Genomic DNA, 18,254 nt, shown 5'->3' with positions numbered 1-18,254 from the left:
ATCCCTGTGGGCTGCGCTGTCGCGTAGAGAACTCAATTCGAAAGCGACCGCGTACCCTGTGGGAGCGGCTTTAGCCGCGAAGAATCCAACGCGGAGCATGGGACCGGCTGCGCCGGTGTTCGCGGCTAAAGCCGCTCCCACAGGGGCCCTGCTGATTCAATAGGTTATGTGCAGCTTGCCCGCTCCCACAGGGACCGTGATCCTACTTGAGGGGAATGGTCAGGCGATCGATGACGGCGCGGGTTTCTGGCCGTACCCCGCGCCACCAGGCGAAAGCCTCCGCCGCCTGTTCGACCAACATGCCGACACCGTCGGCCAGGCGCACCACCCCCTGCGCCTGGGCCATGCGCAGGAACGGCGTAAGGCCTTTGCCATACGCCAGCTCGTAAGCCAGCTGCGTCGCGCCCAGCACGCCTTCAGGCAGTGGCGGCAGCTCGCCAGTGAGGCTGGCAGAGGTGGCGTTGACCACGATGTCGAAGGACTGTCCCTCCAGCTCCTCATAACGGCTGATGCGCAGCCTTGGATGATCCAGTTCGTTGCGCAGGGCGAGCGCCTTGGCCATGTCACGGTTGGCAAGCACCAGCTCGCTCGGCCCCGCCTGCAGGAACGGCAGCAATGCACCGCGTACCGCGCCACCGGCGCCGAGCAACAGTACCCGTCGATTGGCCAGCGGCTCACCGAGGTTTTCCTCGATATCCCGCAGCAAGCCGATGCCGTCGAAGTTTTCGGCAAAGATACGGCCATCCTCGAACTTCAACGCATTGGCCGCCCGCGCCAACTGGGCGCGCTCGCTGCGCTGGTCGGCCAGCTCGAAGGCTCGCAGCTTGAACGGCGCGGTGATGTTCATGCCCAACCCGCCATCACTGCGAAACTGCAGTACCTGAGCCTCGAAGCCCTCGAGCTCGCCCTCCAGCGCGCCATACTCCAGGCACTGGCCGGCAACCTGGGCGAACAGGCCATGAATCAACGGGGACTTGGTGTGGTTGATCGGCCGGCCGATCACTGCATAGCGGTCGCTCATCGTGCATCTCCGTGGGTGAACAGCACACCGTCTGCCTGCATGGCGGTGATTTCTTCAGGGGTGAAACCTAGGCCGGCGGCCACTTCGGCATTGTGCTGACCGAGGTCCGGGGCCACCTGGTGGATCGTGGTGTCGCAGTCGGAAAAGCGAAACGGCAGGTTGGGCAGGCGCAAGGTGCCGTAGCGCGGGTGCTGCTGCTCGATGACCATGTTGCGCGCCTGAATCTGCGGGTCGGCCACCACCTCGTCGATGCGCTGCACCTTGGCGCTGGGGATGTCGATGTCATCGAGCAACTGCAGGATATCCGCCACCTGGCGCGCGCCGACCCAGTCGCGAACCACGGCCAGAATCGCCTGGCGATGGGCGTTGCGGCCATTGAGGTTGTGGTAGCGGCTGTCGCTGCCGAACCCGGCCGGGCCACCGTTGGCTTCCAGCATCGCGGCAAAGCGCTTCCAGGCATCGTCGACCTGGGCGGCGATTACCAGGTCGCCATCGGCCGCGCGGAACACGCCGTACAGGGTGGAGGTGGGCATGTCATGGCCGGTCTGCTCGGGCAGGACAGTGCCGTCGGACAAGGTGTAGCACTGCACCGCATATTCATGCATCGACACCAGCGTGTCGTACAGGGCCATGTCGATGTGCTGGCCGCGACCACTGTTCACCCGGCCCAGCAATGCCGCATTGATCGCCGCCACGGCATGAATGCCGGTGTACATGTCGCCAAGGGAAATGCGCAGCAACGGCGGCGCTTCGCCCGGCACGCCGACCATCTGCATGATCCCGCTCTTGGCCTCGGCGATCAGCCCGAAACCGGCGCGGTGGGCATCCGGCCCGGTATGGCCATAGGCGGAGATGGAGCAGTACACCAGACGCGGGTTGCGCGCCGACAGCTCGGCATAGCCCAGGCCCAGTTTGTCCAGGGCGCCGGGGCGATAGTTTTCGATGAACACATCGGCCGAGTCGGTCAGGCGTTGCATGAACGCTTTGCCACGCGGGTCCTTCATGTTCACGCTGACGCCCTGCTTGCCCATGTTCAGCTGCAGGAAGTAACCGCTCTGCTGCTCATCCAGGGTAAATGCATGCTGGCGCCCGGCATCGCCGCTGCCCGGCCGTTCGACCTTGATCACCTCGGCGCCGAGTGCTGCCAGGCAGCGGCCCACATAGGGCCCGGCGAGGAAGTGGCTGTAGTCGATGACGCGGATACCTGCCAATGGCAATGCCTGGCTCATGCCTGCACCCTCCGGGGCACCATCAGCCGGTGCTCGCCACGCTGCACGACTTCGCCGTGCTGGTTGATCAGCTCCGACGGCAAGACCACGATGCCCCAGCCCGGTCGGCTGTTGCTCGGGCGCATCGCCCCCACGCGCATGCGCACGTGCAGCACATCGTCGACCTTGATCGGCAGCACGAAGTCCCAGGTCCAGCCCAGCGACATGCCCGGTACAAAGCGGTATTCGCACTGGGTCTTCAGGCCGTCGGCGATCGACAGGCCGAACAGGCCGTGGGCAACCAGGCAGCCGAAATGACTGGCGTTGGCGTAGGCCTCGTCGACATGCACCGGGGTGTGGTCGCCGGTGAGGTCTGCGTAGGCCAGGATACGTTCGCGGGTCACCGTGTAGGTGGGGCTGATGCATTCATCGCCTTCGCGGGCATCGTCCCAGTATCTTTCCACTACGCTCATGCCACCACCTCTGCACGTGGGTCGATGGCCAGTGCCTGGGCGACGCATTTCGCCGGCGATGCCTGAATGAACTCGACCGCAAGGCCGTCAGGCAGGCGCAGCCAGTTGCGGCCCTGGGGCATTTCGCTGACGCCGAAACGCTGTGCGGCGGCCAGGGTGGCTTCGAGGTCCTCGCACATGATGCCCAGGTGCGCCATGCGCCCTTCCGGGCCGGCAAAGTCCGGTTGGTGGATGAACTGCAGGCCACCAAGGGTCCAGTACTGTGCAGGCTGCTCGACGTCACCCTGTATTTCACGCATGGTCATGCCACACACCTCGCTGAAAAAGCGGATGTGCCACTGGATGTCGCGCACCCAGAACGCAACGTGTTCAAGGTAGGCTTTCGGCTGGCTCATGGATTACTCCCCTTCTGCTGATCGGCCATGGCGCGTTCGATGCCCTTGATGCAGGCCACCAGGGTCGCGTTGACCGGCGTGGCCACGCCATGGCGCTGGCCCCAGCGCACGACGGAGCCATTGATGAAATCGATCTCGGTGACCGAACCCTTTTCCAGGCTCTGCAACATCGAGGTACGGAAGCTTGCCGGCAGGCCTTCGGCGGCCAGCCGCCATGCAGAATCCGGGCTGGTGAGGCTCAGGCGGATGCCTGCTCGTTCAGCGACGGCAATGGCTTCAGCCACCGCTGCCTTGGCGGTGCTTTCCAGCAGCGGCTCGCTGTACAACTGGCCATAACCGAGCCTGGTGATGCCGCTGAGCGCGCCTGTCGCGACGTTGACCAGCAGCTTGTCCCACATGGTGCCGAGAATGTTGTCACTGACCGTGGTGGCGAGCCCGGCACCATTGAAGACCTCGGCGATGGCCTGCACACGCAGCGTCCTTTGGCCGTCGAGCTCGCCGATGAAAGTCTGCTTGCCCGCAACACCGGCGCGGATCGAACCCGGCGCCAGCAGCACGCCACCGACGTAGGTCTTGCCAGCCAGCACCCGCTCACGGCCCACGGCCTCGGCCAGGATGTCTTCATGGCCAAGACCGTTCTGCAGTGACAGCACCAGCGTCTGCGGCCCGATCAGCGCCTTGGCCCCGGCAATCGCCTCGCCGGTGTGGAATGACTTGACCAGCACCACCACCAGGTCGGCCACGCCCACGGTTGCCGCGTCGCAGGCTGCCTTCACCCGGACCTGCCGCTCGCCGCGTTCATCCTGCACCCGCAGCCCGTGCAGGTTCATCGCCTCGACATGTGCATGGCCACGGTTCAACAGCCAGGTTTCGTGCCCCGCTTCGCTCAAGGCCGCACCAATGGCACAACCCAAGGCGCCGGCGCCCAGAATGCAGATTTTCAAATCGCTGACCTCCTGTGGTTTGCGACTACCTTATGCAGCGAGCCTTATTTCGGCTATACAATGGACTCAATACACTTATTGGATTTCGCAATAATGAGTGCGCTCGACGCTTTGCCCGACCCCAAGCTGCTGCAACTGTTCGATGTGCTGTACCAATGCCGCAGCGTCACTCGCAGTGCTGAACAGCTCGGCCAGAGCCAACCTACCGTGAGCATCTGGTTGGGGCGCTTGCGTGAAGAGTTGAACGACCCACTGTTCGTGCGTACGCCAGGCGGCATGGCGCCAACCCCGCGGGCAGACCAGCTGATCGGGCCATGCCGCGAGGTGCTGGAATCGCTGCGGCGCCTGACTACCTGGGAGCCGCAGTTCGTTCCGGCCACGGCGCAGCGGCGCTTTCGCCTGTGCGTCAGTGATGCCAGCCATATCACCCTGCTGCCCAGCATCCTCAACCACCTGCGCACCCACGCGCCGGGTATTCGCCTGGAAGCTGCACGCATCGATGGCAATACCGAGAGCGCGCTGGAGTCGGGCGAGGCGGACTTGGCCATCGGCTTCGTGCCCTGGCTGGGTGCGGGGATGTATCAGCAAGTGTTGTTCGAGCAGGACTGGGTCTGCCTGAGCAACCCGCTACACCCGCGTTTGAGCAACGGCATGAGCGTGGCGGGTTACCAGGCCGAGGGGCATGTACAAATCAGTGCCGGGACCGGGCAGAAGTTGCTGGAGGCCGGCCTGGCGCGGGCCGGCATCGAACGCAGGATCATGCTGGAGCTGCCGGCGTTTCTGGGGTTGGGGATGATTGTCGGGTCGACCGACCTGGTGGCTACGTTGCCACGGCACATCGGCCAGACACTCGCCGACATGCATGGTTTGCACGTGCACGATTGCCCGTTTGCAGTGGAAGGTTTCACGGTCAAGCAGCACTGGCACGCACGGTACCAGCAAGACAGCGGGAATCGCTGGATCAGGGAGGTGGTACGGGGCTTGTTTCAAACAGGGGCCGGTTAGCACACACGGCGAAACCTTCGCTCGCCGAGCTTCCTTCCCTGGAAGCATCGGTGTACGGATCAAGCAGCAGGCTTGAGCACCACCTTCGTCCAGCCATCATCCCGCGCATCAAAATGCTTGTAGGCGCTTCAAAGAAGACGTTCGCAACCACTCAAACTCTACAGCGCTGGTTTGTCACTCCGCGCCTCGAGATTGGCTTTGAGCTGTTCGCTCATCGGCATGTTCAAATTCATCCCTTTTGGAGGAATCGGTGATTGAAACCACTTGGTGTATAGCCTTGCGAATTCACCCGACTTCATGAGACGGGTTATGGTGCCATCGACCAATTCCTTGAATTCAGGATCATCTTTTCGAAGCATGCAGCCATAGGGTTCTACTTGCAGCGCATCACCCACGACTTCGAGCGAGTCGGGATTTTTGGAGTTCGCCATGAGGCCAAACAGGAGGACATCGTCCAGGGCAAGCGCCACGGCACGATCATTCTCAACCAGCGCCAAGGAGTCATCATAGTCTTTGCCCAAGACGACCTGTACGTCTAGATTGTGGTCGGCACTGTATTGACGGAGGACCTTCTCGTTCGTGCTACCGGCGGTGCTGGCAACAGTTTTCCTTGCAAGATCGGCGTAGCTCTTTATGCCGGAGGTCTTCTTGGTTAATAGGCGTGTGCCGGTGTAGAAATGGCTGATTGCAAAAGCCACGTCCTTCCCACGCACGGCGTTGTTAGTGGTGGAACCGCACTCCAGATCGTATGTGCCGTTGACCAGTAACGGAATGCGGGTTTGTGAAGACACAGGAATGTAAACCACTTCCAAGTTCGGCTTCTTGAGCTTGCTACGCACATCAGCAACGATGGCATCGGTCAAATCGACGGAGAAACCAACCGCTTTGCCGGGACTAATCAAGTAGCTGAAAGGTACCGACGCCTCCCGGTAAGACACGGTGATTTTGTTACTATCGGCAACCTTTTCGAGGGTCTGCGCGTTGGCATGAAATGCGATGGCAGACGCGGCCAGGATTGTCGCTGCCACGAAATATGAGGTTTTCATAGGGCTCCCTTGAAAGCATGAAAAAGACAAAAACTCATCAAAAACACACTGACACACGTGAAGGTGAGCGCAAATTTCCGGCGTGGCGAGGAAAGGTCTTGGTAATAAAAAAAGTACGCCGATGGAGGGTAAATACTTTGCGCCAGATCAAAAACTGATCATCCTGCGACATCGCGCGAATACCATCGGGATGTTCGCTGCGACGTATCGATCAGCATGGACGCCGAGCGAGGGTTCCGCGTAGCAGTTTGCAAGGCCAGTGCTCCCCATGAGCAATGTCGCGTACGCGAAGCTTGGTCAGATTGCAGGCTCGTAGCTTGCTTGGGCGGATCTCCATCTGTCGAAAGCCAGAGAGCCCACAGCGATCTTCGGAGTGGGCTCCCTTCCATGCAGAACATTAAGCTTCGATCGCAGCGCCCCTAATGCCCAGGAGCTCACTGTCAGGCGGGGGTATGGACGGCGCATCAGTTGTCAGAACACCCATTCCCCACAATGCGGTACTCCATGATATGCCGTTCGCCTTTGGAGTCGTCGTAAGTCAGTTGCATCGGCACAACATCGCAGACATTGGGCACCGGCGTAACAGCCACAACGTGCGCGATATCCAGGTTCTGGGAGTAGCGATAGGGTTCAACCGTAATTTGTGCAGTTTGAGTACCTTGGTCATCGGCCATAGCAACAGAACCAAGGCAGCCTAGGAACAAAACGAGTAACAGTTTCATGGTAATCACCTGTACTGAGGGCGTAAGAAGGCCTGAGCATCCAATCGGCGCTCGGTCGTCATAAACGATTGGGTGTGGCCCGGCGCAGTCAGGCGCCGGGCTGAGCTACATCAGAAGGGCTTGGTAGGCAGGTACTTGCCGTCCAGAGTGATCACAGCGCGATGGCCACCGTCCGGATCTTCGACCTTCTTGATGTCCAGCTTGAAGTTGATGGCACTGATGATGCCGTCGCCGAACTTCTCGTGGACCAGAGCTTTGAGGGTGGTTCCATACACCGAGATCATTTCGTAAAAGCGGTAGATGGTAGGGTCGCTCGGCACTCCGTCGAAGAAGCTGCCGCGGATCGGCATCGATTGCAGCAGTGCAACTTGATCAGCATCGAGGTCGAGCTTATCGCCTACGACCTTCGCGGCGCTTTCAGGCAGCGGATGTTGGCCAAGCAAGGCAGCGGTGACAAAGGCCTCGGACAGGCCGGTACCGTCAACGATCTGCGCAAAGGACAGGTCCTTGCGAGCCTTGGCCAGAATGATAACTTCGGTCAGTTCCTGGCGGGCGGTGCGGGTGGCTTGAGTCTGGATCATGGTGAATCTCCTGGGTAAGTAAAGGTGCAGGTACAGGTTTCAGGCGACGTGCCTGGCTTGCTGGGAAACGGCGTGGACTTCCGGGTTTTCCGCGAGAGACACGAAGGTGCCGGTACTGCCATCAAAGGCGTCGATACGTCCGGTCTCGATGTCATAGATCCAGCCATGCAGGGTCACGCGGCCTTCTTCGAGAGCCAGGCGAACGGATGGGTGGGTCTGTATGTTGGCCAGTTGCGCGATCACGTTCTCGCGCACCATGGAGGCGACTTTGCTGCGCTTATCCACGTGATGACGGGCCTCATTAACTACCTTGGCCGAGTCGGCGTACCGCAACCAGCCGGCCACAGCGGGCATGTGATCCAGACATTTGCAGGTGGCGATGGCGGTCATCGCGCCGCAGTCGGAGTGGCCGCAGATCACGATGTCTGCAACGTTGAGTCCGGCGACCGCGTATTCGACCGAAGCCGAAACGCCACCCGGCTCTGGCCCATACGACGGCACGATATTGCCGGCGTTGCGGATTACAAACAGATCGCCTGGCTCGCGTTGGGTGACCAATTCAGGCACCAGCCGGCTATCAGAGCAGGAGATGAAGAGAGCCTTCGGCGCCTGCTGATTGGCAAGGTCCTTGAACAGTTTGACCCGCTCAGGAAAAGCGTTTTTTTGAAACTTCAGAAATCCGTCGATGATCGCTTTCATGGTTGCTGTCTCAATGTCGCTGGGTGTGAGACAAAGATTAAGCAGTGCATGACATAAGGTAAAAGTCTCATTTATTATGAGTCGGATTCGATTATCTTATGGGCTTAGACATGCTCGCTCGACATATCCAGTACTTTCTAGCCGTTGCGGAGCACCTCAGTTTCACGAAGGCTGCAGCGGCGCTGCATGTCTCTCAGCCGGCCCTTTCGCAGCAAGTAAGGCACTTGGAAGAGAGCCTGGGAGCCCAGTTGTTTGACCGATCAGGCCGCACCACGCGTTTGACTGACGCGGGGGATGTCTATCTTCTCTATGCGCGCCGTGCGCATCAGGAATTGCAGGAAGCCAAAAGGGCTATACATGATGTCAGCGACCTCAGCCGTGGCTCATTGCGTGTTGCCGTAACGCCGACGTTTACGAGCTATCTGGTGGGGCCACTCATCGAGGCATTTCACCTCAGATACCCCAAGATCACCGTCAACCTGAAAGAGATCTCCCAGGAACGGATCGAGGAGCTGCTGTTGGCGGGAGAGTTGGACGTAGGCATCGCATTCGATGAAATACATTCATCGGACATCGAAGCCATCCCCTTGCTGAACGAAACGCTCGCTTTGGTTATGAACCGCAGACACCGCCTGGCCGAGGAACGCTCCATTACCTCGCACGGCCTGAGTGCTGAGTCTTTAGTCTTGCTCAGCACAGAGTTTGCCACTCGCGAGCAAATCGACCGCTACTGCCGCAAATATGAGATTAACCCTAAGGTGCAGATGGAGGCCAATGCCCTAGGCGCAGTGATCGAGATCGTTCGCCGGACGAATCTTTCGACCTTATTGCCTGCCAGAATTGCGTTGGCCCATGACGACCTGGTGGCCATCACGTTGGAGCCGGAGCGCTTGGAGCGACGAGCCGTTCTAATGCGGCGCAAAGACGCCTTTCTGAGCGCGGCGGTGCGCGTCTTCCTCGAGCTGGCTAAAGAAGTATCCAGCGATCTTGATCAGTGAGGTTTTGCGTGACCGCAGGATGCGCGTGTGCAACAGGGCCCAAGGGTGAAGGAAAAGTGCAACGATGACGCTTTGCCTGACCGACGAAGCGGAGACTGGAAGGAGAGGAAAGCCCTCTATTGGCTTTCTAGCCGCCGACGGCGCTGTTGTGTATCACAAACCGCAATAGGGATGACGAATCGCTTCTGAACGAAAAAAACCTGATCCTTTAAGACAAAAGGATCAGGTTGACGGTGACTTACAGGCCGAGCTCGGTCAGACCTGGGTGGTCATCCGGACGGCGACCCAGTGGCCAGTGAAACTTACGCTCGCTTTCCTTGATAGGCATGTCGTTTACGCAGGCGAAGCGACGATGCATCAGGCCATCAGCTTCAAATTCCCAGTTCTCGTTGCCGTAGGAGCGGAACCAGTTACCGGAATCATCATGCCATTCGTATGCGTAACGGACGGCGATACGGTTATCGGTAAAGGCCCAGAGCTCTTTGATCAGGCGATAATCCAGCTCTTTTTTCCACTTGCGGGTAAGGAACCCTTTAGCTTCTTCGCGATTGGTAGCAAACTCAGCGCGGTTACGCCATTTGGTATCCAGCGTATAGGCGAGCGAAACTTTCTCCGCGTCGCGGCTGTTCCAACCATCTTCTGCCAGTCGGACTTTTTCAATCGCCGTTTCGCGAGTGAAAGGAGGAAGTGGTGGGCGAGTGTGGATATTGGACATGGTGGTGCCTCCAGATTAATTGGATAATTGAGTAAACCAGTGCCAGTGGATCGCGGGCCTATAGCAAGGCCGCTTGAATTATCAATCTGTGAAAGTTGAATCGCACTGCTAACGACAGCATTAAATTAAACTCTATTGCCGCGCCTTGATGGAGGCGGTTGCAACTAATAGAGATGCTATAGGTGCAGGCGCACGTATCCTCGAAACTATGTTTCCGTGGAATATCATAAGAACTATGCTTATGCTAAAAGCGTTCGTACTCTACCTGCAGTGTAGGCAATCGAATTTAAATTTCGTTCTGCCTAGCCGAGCACCCTGAGTTTGAAAGAATTTACAGTGGAGCCGGAGTTACAGCCCCAACTCAGTCAGCCCGGGATGATCATCTGGGCGGCGGCCCAGCGGCCAGTGGAATTTGCGCTCGCTTTCCTTGATAGGCATGTCGTTTATGCAGGCGAAGCGACGGTGCATCAGACCATCAGCTTCAAATTCCCAGTTCTCGTTACCGTAGGAGCGGAACCAGTTACCGGAATCATCATGCCACTCGTAAGCGTAACGGACAGCGATGCGATTATCGGTGAACGCCCAGAGCTCTTTGATCAGGCGATAATCCAGCTCTTTTTTCCACTTGCGGGTAAGGAACCCTTTAGCTTCTTCGCGGTTGGTAGCAAACTCAGCGCGGTTACGCCATTTGGTATCCAGCGTGTAGGCAAGTGAGACTTTTTCCGCGTCGCGGCTGTTCCAGCCATCTTCAGCAAGTCGAACTTTTTCAATCGCTGTTTCGCGAGTGAAAGGAGGAAGTGGCGGGCGAGTTTGGGCATTGGACATGGTAGTGACTCCAGCCTAGTTGGATAGATAAGTGTGAGTAGCGTCTCTGACGCTCAAGCTTTAGGGCACAAGCTCTTTCAGCAACATCTGCGCAACTTCCTTTGCATTATCAGCAGCGTGATAATCACCCATAACACGAGCCGTGGTGATTGCGCCTTCCATCAAAATAAATAACTGCCTGGCTAAGACCAACGGTTGCTCAGTGTTCAATTGTTCAGTCAGTTCAAGCGTATAGTCCAAGAGCTTTTGCTTGTGCAGTTTCGCGATCTGGCGGATGGGGTCATCGGGATCCCCTACCTCGCCTGCCGTGTTAATGAACGCACAGCCGCGGAAACCATCCGTCTCGAACCAGCCCTTCAAAACAGTAAACATGCTCAGTATTCGATCGTACGGTGTAGCCGCTTTGTCGCATTCGGTCCTGAACCATTGCATCCAGCGTACGTCGCGAGCGCTCAAGGCCGCAGCTGCGACATCATCTTTGGTAGCGAAATGGTTGTAGATACCCTTCCTTGACACGCCAGAGGTCTTCACCAGTAGGTCCATGCCCGTGGCATGAATCCCGTTTTCGTAGATGAGTTTCTCGGCGGTGGCCAGGATTTGGGCTCTGTGATCTATCGTTGGTCTGCTCATGGATTCAATGTAGAACGATCGTTCTCTCCGGTCAAGCACCATCAGGTGAATTCTTCGATTAAAGGCGCGCGCCCCAGTGGTACCTGGAATGAATTCCTGGGCGGCCTCAGCGTTTGACCTCCTGTTGTAGGACCCTATCCCAGCCCATGGCTGATGACGCCAGGTGGTGAGGAGAGCCTTTGGTACTGCTCAGGTGCACATTCGACGGCCCCGTCGGGTGCGAGCGCGACCAGGCGGACAGCGAGAGCTCTCTGATGGCGCTACCAGAACAAAGCAAGGCGCCCATTATTGGCTGTCGGAGCCTGCGGTTATCCGACGCTGATGCACTGACTCAATCGTGACCATAGCGGAAATATATTTTGCGCACTAATTATTATCGCGCAAAGTTAACCCCAAGTACGAAGCAACCGCTCACACCTACGAGACACCGGAGAACGATCATGACCATTACCAAAGCATTCGCCATCGTCACCCTTACGCTCGGCGCCAATGTTGGTGCTTTTGCGCAGACCGCAACTCCGTATCACTACGGAATGGATCTGGATATCGACAAAATCGTCTCTGTGGAGGCCACACCCAGCAACGGCGGCCCAAACAGCATTGCGACTCTGACCTACCGTGACAGCCACGGCGAGGAGCAGAAGGTGAGCTACATCCGTCCGGACTTTGCAGCCAACCAGAACTGAACACCTGCCCACACCCTAGGAGCACAATCATGAAACTGCCCCGTACCCTCACCGCCGGCCTGCTGGCTCTGGCTGTCAACAGTGCCTTCGCCGCTGGTAGCCCGGGCGTGGAACACACCACCCAAGGCTTCCTTCAGGCTCTGGCTGCAGGCGGCGGCAAGCCGCTTGAGACCTTGTCGCCGAAAGACGCCCGGTCAGTGCTGACAGGCGCCCAGGCAAGCGTGAAGGTCGACTTGTCCGGTATTCAGGTCGAGCGCCGTACCATCCAGGCCGATGGCCAGCCGCTGGAAATCCGGGTAGTGCGGCCGGAGGGGGCTAAGGGTGACCTGCCGGTGTTCATGTTCTTCCATGGTGGTGGATGGGTGTTGGGCGATTATCCGACCCACGAGCGACTGATCCACGACCTGGTAGTGGGCTCTCGTGCGGCAGCGGTCTACGTCGATTACACGCCATCGCCCGAGGCCAAGTTCCCCACAGCGATCAACCAGGCTTACGCCGCCACCCGCTGGGTCGCCGAGCATGGCAAGGAGATTGGTGTCGACGGCGGCCGCCTCGCTGTGGCTGGCAACAGCGTCGGCGGCAACATGGCTGCAGTAGTAGCCATCAAAGCGAAGGAAGCCGGAACTCCGAAGCTGCGCTTCCAGGCACTGCTGTGGCCCGTGACTGATGCCAACTTCAACAACAGTTCCTACAACCAATTCGCCGAAGGGCACTTCCTGACACGCAACATGATGCAGTGGTTCTGGGACAACTACACCACTGATTCGAAGCAGCGCGACGACATTCACGCATCGCCGCTACGTGCCAGCCTGGATCAGCTGAAAGGTTTACCGCCGGCACTAGTACAAACTGCTGAAATGGACGTGCTGCGTGATGAAGGTGAAGCCTATGCCCGCAAGTTGAATGCCGCCGGTGTTCCGGTAACCGCCGTACGCTACAACGGGATGATTCACGACTTCGGCCTGCTGAATGTCCTCGGCGAAGTCCCTGGCACCCGAAGTGCGATGGACCAGGCTGCACAGGCGATCAGGCAACACCTCCAGTGACAGCGGCAATCAGGACCGGGGCGTTGTCGCCCTGGTCCTGCTCGGATAAGACCCTCATGGTGGATGGAAATCTTGGCGATGCGGCTGCATTCGGGCCGCCTTTCCTCGATCACGCTGGGTACGTCCTCGGGTGATGCCGCTCGAACTGTGCCCTCTCGACTCAACATGCACAGGAAACGCCGTTACCCTGTGCGGCAACGTCCACCCCCACCAACGAAAAACCTTCGTCAAGCCAGCCGGTAACCCCGCCAATCATTTCTTTCACCGGAAAACCCAGCTCAGCCAAACGAACCGCCGCCCGATGTACGCCATTGCAATGCGGCCCTGCGCAATAAACAACGAAAAGCGTCTGGCGCGCATAGTCAGCCATGCGGTCTGCGCTGATGGTGCGGCCAGGAATATTGATCGCGCCCGGCACATGGCCCTGCGCAAACGCCTCGCTGCTCCTTACATCTACCAGCACATAGTCGACATCACCCGACCGCTGGCTACGTTCAACATCCGAACAATCCGTCTCGAACGCCAGACGGCGGCTGAAATGAAGCAGGGCATCGGATGGGCTTGCGGCAGGATATTCGCTGACCAGGCTTGGCATGGATTTCACTCCTCGGTTGAAGGTGCGCCCATTGTAGGAAGCCCGCCTGTATCGCTACAGTGGCGCATTCGACAGTCACCGGTAGTTTTCCGCCAATGCTCACGAACCCTGGTTTGGTCGCCGTGCTGGCCTATGACGGGCTGTGCACCTTCGAGTTCGGCATTGCCGTGGAGATCTTCGGGCTGCCACGCCCGGAGTTCGAATTCGCCTGGTACACACATCGCATCGTCGCCGTCGATCCCGCACCAATGCACGCGGCAGGTGGCATGCAGGTCATTGCCGAGTTCGGCTTGGAGTCGCTCGTTGATGCCCATACCATCATCATTCCGGGCTGGCGTAGCCGCGATGAGCGCCCGCCGCAGTTGCTGCTGGACGCCTTGCGCGCCGCGTATCAACGCGGGGCGCGGCTGCTTTCCATCTGTTCGGGGGTGTTCGTGCTCGCGGCTGCGGGCCTTCTGGACGGCAAGCGTGCCACCACCCATTGGCGCTATACGGACGAACTCGCGGCACGCTATCCACTCATTGAAGTTGACCCTGGCGTGCTTTACGTAGACTGCGGCCAGCTGATTACCTCGGCAGGCAGCGCTGCCGGTATAGATGCCTGCCTGCACCTGGTGAGTCGAGACTTTGGTACCCAGGTTGCCAACACCGTTGCCCGTCGCCTGGTTATGGCACCCCAGCGTTCCGGAGGGCAAACACAGTTCTTCCCCGCTCCCGTTGCCCAGAAGCCTCGCGATGATCTTGCCGCGGTGCTGGAGTGGGCGACCTTGCATGTGGGCAGGCCGCTTACGGTCAAGCAGCTGGCAGCGAAGGCACTGATGAGCGAACGTACCTTCCTGCGACGCTTCATCGAAGCGACAGGCATCACGCCGAAAACCTGGCTGCTTCAGGTGCGCATGAACGTGGCGCGTGAGTTGCTGGAAAGCAGCCCATTGAGCAATGAGCAAATCGCCGAACGCTGCGGGTTCGCCTCGGCGGAAAGTTTCCGGGCAGCATTTCGCAAGACCGTGGGGTTGGCGCCCATGAGGTATCGTGCGCAGTTTGGCAACCACTGACCGTTCAGCGGTACCTTTGATACACCGTTTCTGCCAAGGAAGCAGAAACACGTGCATGTCGATTCTGTCGCGCCCTGGTACGCGTCAGCTGCTATCCGGACTCAGGGCGAGTCAGAAGCGCTCATCCCCGATCGCGGGCAAGATCAACTCCCGTACGAATGAAGCCCCTGACAGGCGCAACAACGCATCGACCATGGTGACCACATCATGTACCGGTACCCAACGCCGCTCACCTCGCGCAGCAGCCTGCATCAATGGCGTGGACAGGGCGTCATCGGTATTCAGGTAACCCAGCTGAAGCACGGTCACCGCCAGGTTGTCATCCCTGAAGCCTTCGCGTAGCGCATCAGCCATGCCGTTGAGGGCGAACTTGGAGGCACCGAACGCTACCTCCGGGCGCCCGCTCTGGCGAAGAGCCGAAGTCGAGCCGGTGAGGATCAACTGCGGCCGGGGAGCACCGAGCAATCTGGGTATCAGGCGTTTGAGAAGGAGCAGCGTGGCGGTGACGTTCACCTCGACCAGCCGGGTGATCGATTCGTCGCTGTCTTCGGAGAATGCATAGTGCTCGCTGAAGGCATGCTCTTCCCAGATGCCGACGTTGTATATCAGTACGTCCAGATCGGCAGGTGTTCGGTCCGCGATCCGTGCTACAGCCGCCACTGGCTTGGAAAGGTCGGCATCGATCCAGTACAGGTCGATGCCCGGCGCAAGGGCCAGATCTTTCGGCTGTTTGCGTGATACGCCAATCAGCGTGTCCCCGGGCTTGCCGAGGCCTTCGAGCAAAGCCCGCCCCAGCCCTCTGCTGGCGCCTACGATCATCGTCTTCACATGCTGTTCCTCTTTCCCTGATCTGCTCCAGGCCTCACTGGATCGGTCATAGCCTTCGACAGGCCCAAGGCGATGAAGCCGATAATCTGGAAAACCAGCAGTGAAGTCGGAGTGTCCATTTCTGGTGCTTGCGAGTTCGTTTGCGCAAGCAGCGAGTGTGCCGCCACTCTAAAACCTTGAGTTAACTCGAGGTCAATAGCGGTTCAGGGTTACAAAGCTGGCATTTCACCTTTTTCGCCGTGGCCGCAGCAGCATTGGTCACCACACCGCCGAGCAGCGCCAGCCAGTATCCCTCAAGCCGTGGCGACCGTGCTTTTCACTGTATCGAGCAGCCCCAGGCGCGTGGCCCGGCAGACAGCACTCACCACAGCCTTGAGTGATGCCTGGAGTGTGCTGCCGTCCCTGCCCACGCCAAACAGCAACTGGTTCTTGACACGTATTTCGACGTAGGCAATGGCTTCGGCCTCAGCACCATCACGCACGGCGTGCTCGTGGTAATCGGCAATATCGAAGACCAGCCCCTGCTGGGCGAACGCATGGACCAGTGCGGCCGCTGGGCCATTACCCTTGCCAGCGAACGCCAGGCGTTCACCCTCGACCAGCAGTTGAGCGTCAAGGTAAGTGCAGGCTTCGTCAGTGGTGACCATGGGGTGCAGCAAGGCGTAGGGATTACCCTGCTCCAGGTAGTTTCTGGTGAAGCACGACAAGATCATTTCGCTGGTGATCTCCCTCCCTTCACTATCGGCGACCTGCTGCACCAGGCCGCTGAACTCCATCTGTAACCGGCGCGGCAGGACGATACCCTGCTGCTCCAGGAGATAGGCCACACCACCCTTGCCCGACTGGCTGTTGACCCGGATGACTGCCTCGTAGCTGCGCCCCATGTCGGCCGGGTCGATCGGCAGGTACGGCACCTCCCAGAAACCGTCGGGGTTTTTCCGCCGTTGGGCGAAGCCCTTCTTGATTGCGTCCTGGTGAGAGCCGGAAAATGCCGTGAACACCAGCTCTCCCGCATAGGGATGGCGTGGATGGGTCGGCAACTGGTTGCAGAACTCGACCTCACGCTGGACATGGATGATGTCAGAGAAATCCAGTTCCGGGCTGATGCCACTGGTGTAGAGGTTCATGGCCAAGGTCAGGATATCGACATTACCGGTGCGCTCACCATTGCCGAACAAGGTGCCCTCGACCCGCTCGGCGCCTGCCAGGCAGGCCTGCTCGGCGGTAGACACACCTGTGCCACGGTCATTGTGCGGGTGGATACTGATGATCACGCTATCGCGCTTGCGTACGTGGCGGCAGAACCATTCGATCTGGTCGGCGAACACGTTGGCGGTCGAAACTTCCACGGTGGTAGGCAGGTTCAGGATCATCTTGTTGGTGGGAGACGGTTCGAATACGTCGATCACCGCTTCGCAAATTTCCAGGCCAAAATCGAGCTCGGTGAAGCAGAAGGTTTCTGGTGAATACTGGTAAGTCCACTGCGTCTGCGGATTGGCCTGCATCAGCGCCTTGATCTCCCGGGTAGCCTGCGTGGCGATGCCGATGCAACCTGTGCGATCCACGCCGAACACCACATCACGAAATACGGGAGCCGTTGCGTTGTACACATGAACGATGGCCCGTGGCGCCCCCTTGAGCGCTTCGAAGGTACGCTCGATCAAGTGTGTACGGGCCTGTGTCATGACCTGGATAGTCACATCTTCGGGGATCCGACCGCTCTCGATCAATTCACGCACATAGTCGAAATCGGTTTGCGATGCTGCCGGGAAGCCAACCTCGATCTGCTTGAAACCGACCTTCACCAAAAGGTCGAAGAATCGACGCTTGCGTTCGGCGTTCATCGGCTCGATCAGTGCCTGGTTACCGTCCCGCATGTCGACGCTGCACCAGGTGGGAGCGACCTTCTGGACCTGATTGGGCCACTGGCGGTCTGGCAGGTCGACTGTGGCGAAGTGGCGATATTTGATTGATGGATCCTTGAGCATCATGGCGGCTTTCTCCTGGGCCTGTGTAACACCTTGTACTTGCCCGTGATGGACAAGCCAAAATATTGGATCCAATTTACACAGAACCTGGCTTACCTCGATTGCGTTATTGAGCACCAATTCGGCAACTGGCGAACATTTATTGCTATAAATAATGTAAAAATGGAATTTTATATCGAAAAATTAAAATAGTCAGCCACATCCAAAATCTGTCAAAGACGAATGCGGCTCCAGGACAAAGGGCTTATTGGCTTGCCTCCACCACCTGCTCCTGCTTGAAAATACGGAACCCTCGCGCCTGATAATTTAGAAGCGCGGCAGGATGGTCGAAGGTGCAGGTATGTACCCACACCCGCTCTGTACCGCTCCACTCCCACGCTGCTCGAACAGCGTGACTCAGGAGCGCTCCGCCGAAGCCACACCCCAGGAATTGAGGTGCCAGCCCGAAGTAGCGTATCTCTGCGTTACTGCCATCGGGGCGATAGAGCTCGTAATAGCCGGCTATCGCACCACGGTAATAGGCAACCCAGGTACGGTGGCAATCCTGTTCGACGAGTGCCTGCCAGTCAGAAATCCCCCAGGTGTCAAGATCGCCCCACTCCCAAGGTGTGCCTACCAGCTTGTACAGAAACCGATTGAATTCCGCCTGAGGCACTTCACATTCAATGATCTGGAGTTCGTGAGGCTGTGGTTTTTCCTTCAGCTCGGATGCCGAGACCATTTCCAGATAATAAGTGGTGCAAGACCGTTCCATCGTAGACTCCCTACCCTACAGGCCAGCTATTGGTGTGAAA

At 58.7% G+C, this 18,254-nt stretch carries 21 protein-coding genes; 5 read left to right on the top strand and 16 right to left on the bottom strand.

All coding sequences use genetic code 11. From position 1 onward, the window contains the following. Positions 1–202 precede the first annotated feature (202 nt). Genes aroE through QN085_RS11380 form a run of 5 tightly spaced genes read right to left on the bottom strand, consistent with a single transcriptional unit; the run spans position 203 to position 4,041 of the window. On the bottom strand, positions 203–1,021 hold the full coding sequence (aroE, locus tag QN085_RS11400) for a shikimate dehydrogenase (RefSeq protein WP_023660574.1): 819 nt from the start codon (positions 1,019–1,021) through the stop codon (positions 203–205). Further along, on the bottom strand, positions 1,018–2,250 hold the full coding sequence (locus tag QN085_RS11395; RefSeq protein WP_041506070.1) for a CaiB/BaiF CoA transferase family protein: 1,233 nt from the start codon (positions 2,248–2,250) through the stop codon (positions 1,018–1,020). Before QN085_RS11395 ends, aroE begins: the two co-directional genes overlap by 4 nt. Then, positions 2,247–2,702 carry a MaoC family dehydratase gene (locus QN085_RS11390; protein WP_003256790.1) on the bottom strand — a complete coding sequence of 152 codons (456 nt, stop codon included), beginning with the start codon at positions 2,700–2,702 and terminating at the stop codon, positions 2,247–2,249. Before QN085_RS11390 ends, QN085_RS11395 begins: the two co-directional genes overlap by 4 nt. Next, positions 2,699–3,097, bottom strand: a complete 399-nt coding sequence (locus tag QN085_RS11385; protein ID WP_015270100.1) for a VOC family protein — start codon at positions 3,095–3,097, stop codon at positions 2,699–2,701. The genes QN085_RS11390 and QN085_RS11385 overlap by 4 nt, the downstream gene beginning before the upstream one ends. Next, a complete protein-coding gene (locus tag QN085_RS11380) occupies positions 3,094–4,041 on the bottom strand; it encodes a ketopantoate reductase family protein (RefSeq protein WP_023660573.1) in 948 nt (315 codons plus the stop codon). The genes QN085_RS11385 and QN085_RS11380 overlap by 4 nt, the downstream gene beginning before the upstream one ends. Positions 4,042–4,134: 93 nt before the next feature. Between QN085_RS11380 and QN085_RS11375 the strand changes: the two genes are divergently transcribed. Continuing rightward, complete coding sequence (locus QN085_RS11375) at positions 4,135–5,046, top strand: LysR family transcriptional regulator (RefSeq protein ID WP_015270098.1); 912 nt, start codon at positions 4,135–4,137, stop codon at positions 5,044–5,046. A gap of 158 nt (positions 5,047–5,204) precedes the next feature. Here QN085_RS11375 and QN085_RS11370 read toward each other — a convergent pair whose 3' ends face one another. From QN085_RS11370 to QN085_RS11355, 4 genes are all read right to left on the bottom strand, one after another. Then, complete coding sequence (locus tag QN085_RS11370; protein ID WP_031324222.1) at positions 5,205–6,092, bottom strand: transporter substrate-binding domain-containing protein; 888 nt, start codon at positions 6,090–6,092, stop codon at positions 5,205–5,207. 464 nt (positions 6,093–6,556) lie between these two features. Next, complete coding sequence (locus tag QN085_RS11365; RefSeq protein ID WP_023660571.1) at positions 6,557–6,814, bottom strand: DUF2790 domain-containing protein; 258 nt, start codon at positions 6,812–6,814, stop codon at positions 6,557–6,559. A 110-nt stretch (positions 6,815–6,924) separates the two neighbouring features. Continuing rightward, positions 6,925–7,395, bottom strand: coding sequence for a cyanase (gene cynS / locus QN085_RS11360; protein WP_003256785.1), 471 nt, complete (start codon positions 7,393–7,395; stop codon positions 6,925–6,927). A 39-nt stretch (positions 7,396–7,434) separates the two neighbouring features. Next, complete coding sequence (locus QN085_RS11355; RefSeq protein WP_023660570.1) at positions 7,435–8,094, bottom strand: carbonic anhydrase; 660 nt, start codon at positions 8,092–8,094, stop codon at positions 7,435–7,437. A gap of 110 nt (positions 8,095–8,204) precedes the next feature. Between QN085_RS11355 and cynR the strand changes: the two genes are divergently transcribed. After that, positions 8,205–9,092 carry a transcriptional regulator CynR gene (cynR, locus tag QN085_RS11350; RefSeq protein ID WP_031324220.1) on the top strand — a complete coding sequence of 296 codons (888 nt, stop codon included), beginning with the start codon at positions 8,205–8,207 and terminating at the stop codon, positions 9,090–9,092. Between the two features lie 238 nt (positions 9,093–9,330). On the opposite strand, the gene QN085_RS11345 is transcribed toward cynR, so the two are convergent. The 3 genes from QN085_RS11345 to QN085_RS11335 form a co-directional block, all read right to left on the bottom strand. After that, positions 9,331–9,807: a nuclear transport factor 2 family protein gene (locus QN085_RS11345; protein ID WP_023660568.1), complete on the bottom strand. Its 477-nt coding sequence runs from the start codon at positions 9,805–9,807 to the stop codon at positions 9,331–9,333. A 348-nt stretch (positions 9,808–10,155) separates the two neighbouring features. Beyond that, positions 10,156–10,632, bottom strand: coding sequence for a nuclear transport factor 2 family protein (locus QN085_RS11340; RefSeq protein WP_023660567.1), 477 nt, complete (start codon positions 10,630–10,632; stop codon positions 10,156–10,158). Positions 10,633–10,692: 60 nt separating this feature from the next. Further along, the gene (locus tag QN085_RS11335) at positions 10,693–11,262 is read right to left on the bottom strand and encodes a TetR/AcrR family transcriptional regulator (protein ID WP_031324219.1); all 570 of its coding nucleotides are present in this window, start codon (positions 11,260–11,262) and stop codon (positions 10,693–10,695) included. A 440-nt stretch (positions 11,263–11,702) separates the two neighbouring features. Between QN085_RS11335 and QN085_RS11330 the strand changes: the two genes are divergently transcribed. Together QN085_RS11330 and QN085_RS11325 are read left to right on the top strand one after the other, a co-directional pair. Further along, on the top strand, positions 11,703–11,948 hold the full coding sequence (locus QN085_RS11330) for a DUF2790 domain-containing protein (RefSeq protein ID WP_003256777.1): 246 nt from the start codon (positions 11,703–11,705) through the stop codon (positions 11,946–11,948). A gap of 29 nt (positions 11,949–11,977) precedes the next feature. Beyond that, positions 11,978–12,994, top strand: a complete 1,017-nt coding sequence (locus QN085_RS11325) for an alpha/beta hydrolase (protein ID WP_023660565.1) — start codon at positions 11,978–11,980, stop codon at positions 12,992–12,994. A 160-nt stretch (positions 12,995–13,154) separates the two neighbouring features. On the opposite strand, the gene QN085_RS11320 is transcribed toward QN085_RS11325, so the two are convergent. Then, positions 13,155–13,589 (bottom strand): rhodanese-like domain-containing protein, encoded by a 435-nt coding sequence (locus QN085_RS11320; protein ID WP_031324217.1) that lies wholly within the window; start codon positions 13,587–13,589, stop codon positions 13,155–13,157. Positions 13,590–13,684: 95 nt separating this feature from the next. On the opposite strand from QN085_RS11320, the gene ftrA reads away from it, so the two are divergent. Beyond that, complete coding sequence (ftrA, locus tag QN085_RS11315) at positions 13,685–14,644, top strand: transcriptional regulator FtrA (RefSeq protein WP_023660563.1); 960 nt, start codon at positions 13,685–13,687, stop codon at positions 14,642–14,644. 111 nt (positions 14,645–14,755) lie between these two features. Here the strand turns inward: ftrA and QN085_RS11310 are convergent, their stop codons facing one another. From QN085_RS11310 to QN085_RS11300, 3 genes are all read right to left on the bottom strand, one after another. After that, entirely contained in the window at positions 14,756–15,472 is a 717-nt protein-coding gene (locus QN085_RS11310; protein WP_023660562.1) for an SDR family NAD(P)-dependent oxidoreductase, read from the bottom strand. 293 nt (positions 15,473–15,765) lie between these two features. After that, positions 15,766–17,463, bottom strand: a complete 1,698-nt coding sequence (gene leuA, locus QN085_RS11305; protein ID WP_023660560.1) for a 2-isopropylmalate synthase — start codon at positions 17,461–17,463, stop codon at positions 15,766–15,768. 241 nt (positions 17,464–17,704) lie between these two features. Then, the gene (locus QN085_RS11300; protein ID WP_023660559.1) at positions 17,705–18,214 is read right to left on the bottom strand and encodes a GNAT family N-acetyltransferase; all 510 of its coding nucleotides are present in this window, start codon (positions 18,212–18,214) and stop codon (positions 17,705–17,707) included. Positions 18,215–18,254 lie beyond the last annotated feature (40 nt).

This window comes from Pseudomonas sp. M2(2023) (genome assembly GCF_030263955.1).
GTDB lineage: Bacteria > Pseudomonadota > Gammaproteobacteria > Pseudomonadales > Pseudomonadaceae > Aquipseudomonas > Aquipseudomonas asiatica.
This window is presented reverse-complemented; position numbering and strand designations above follow the sequence as displayed.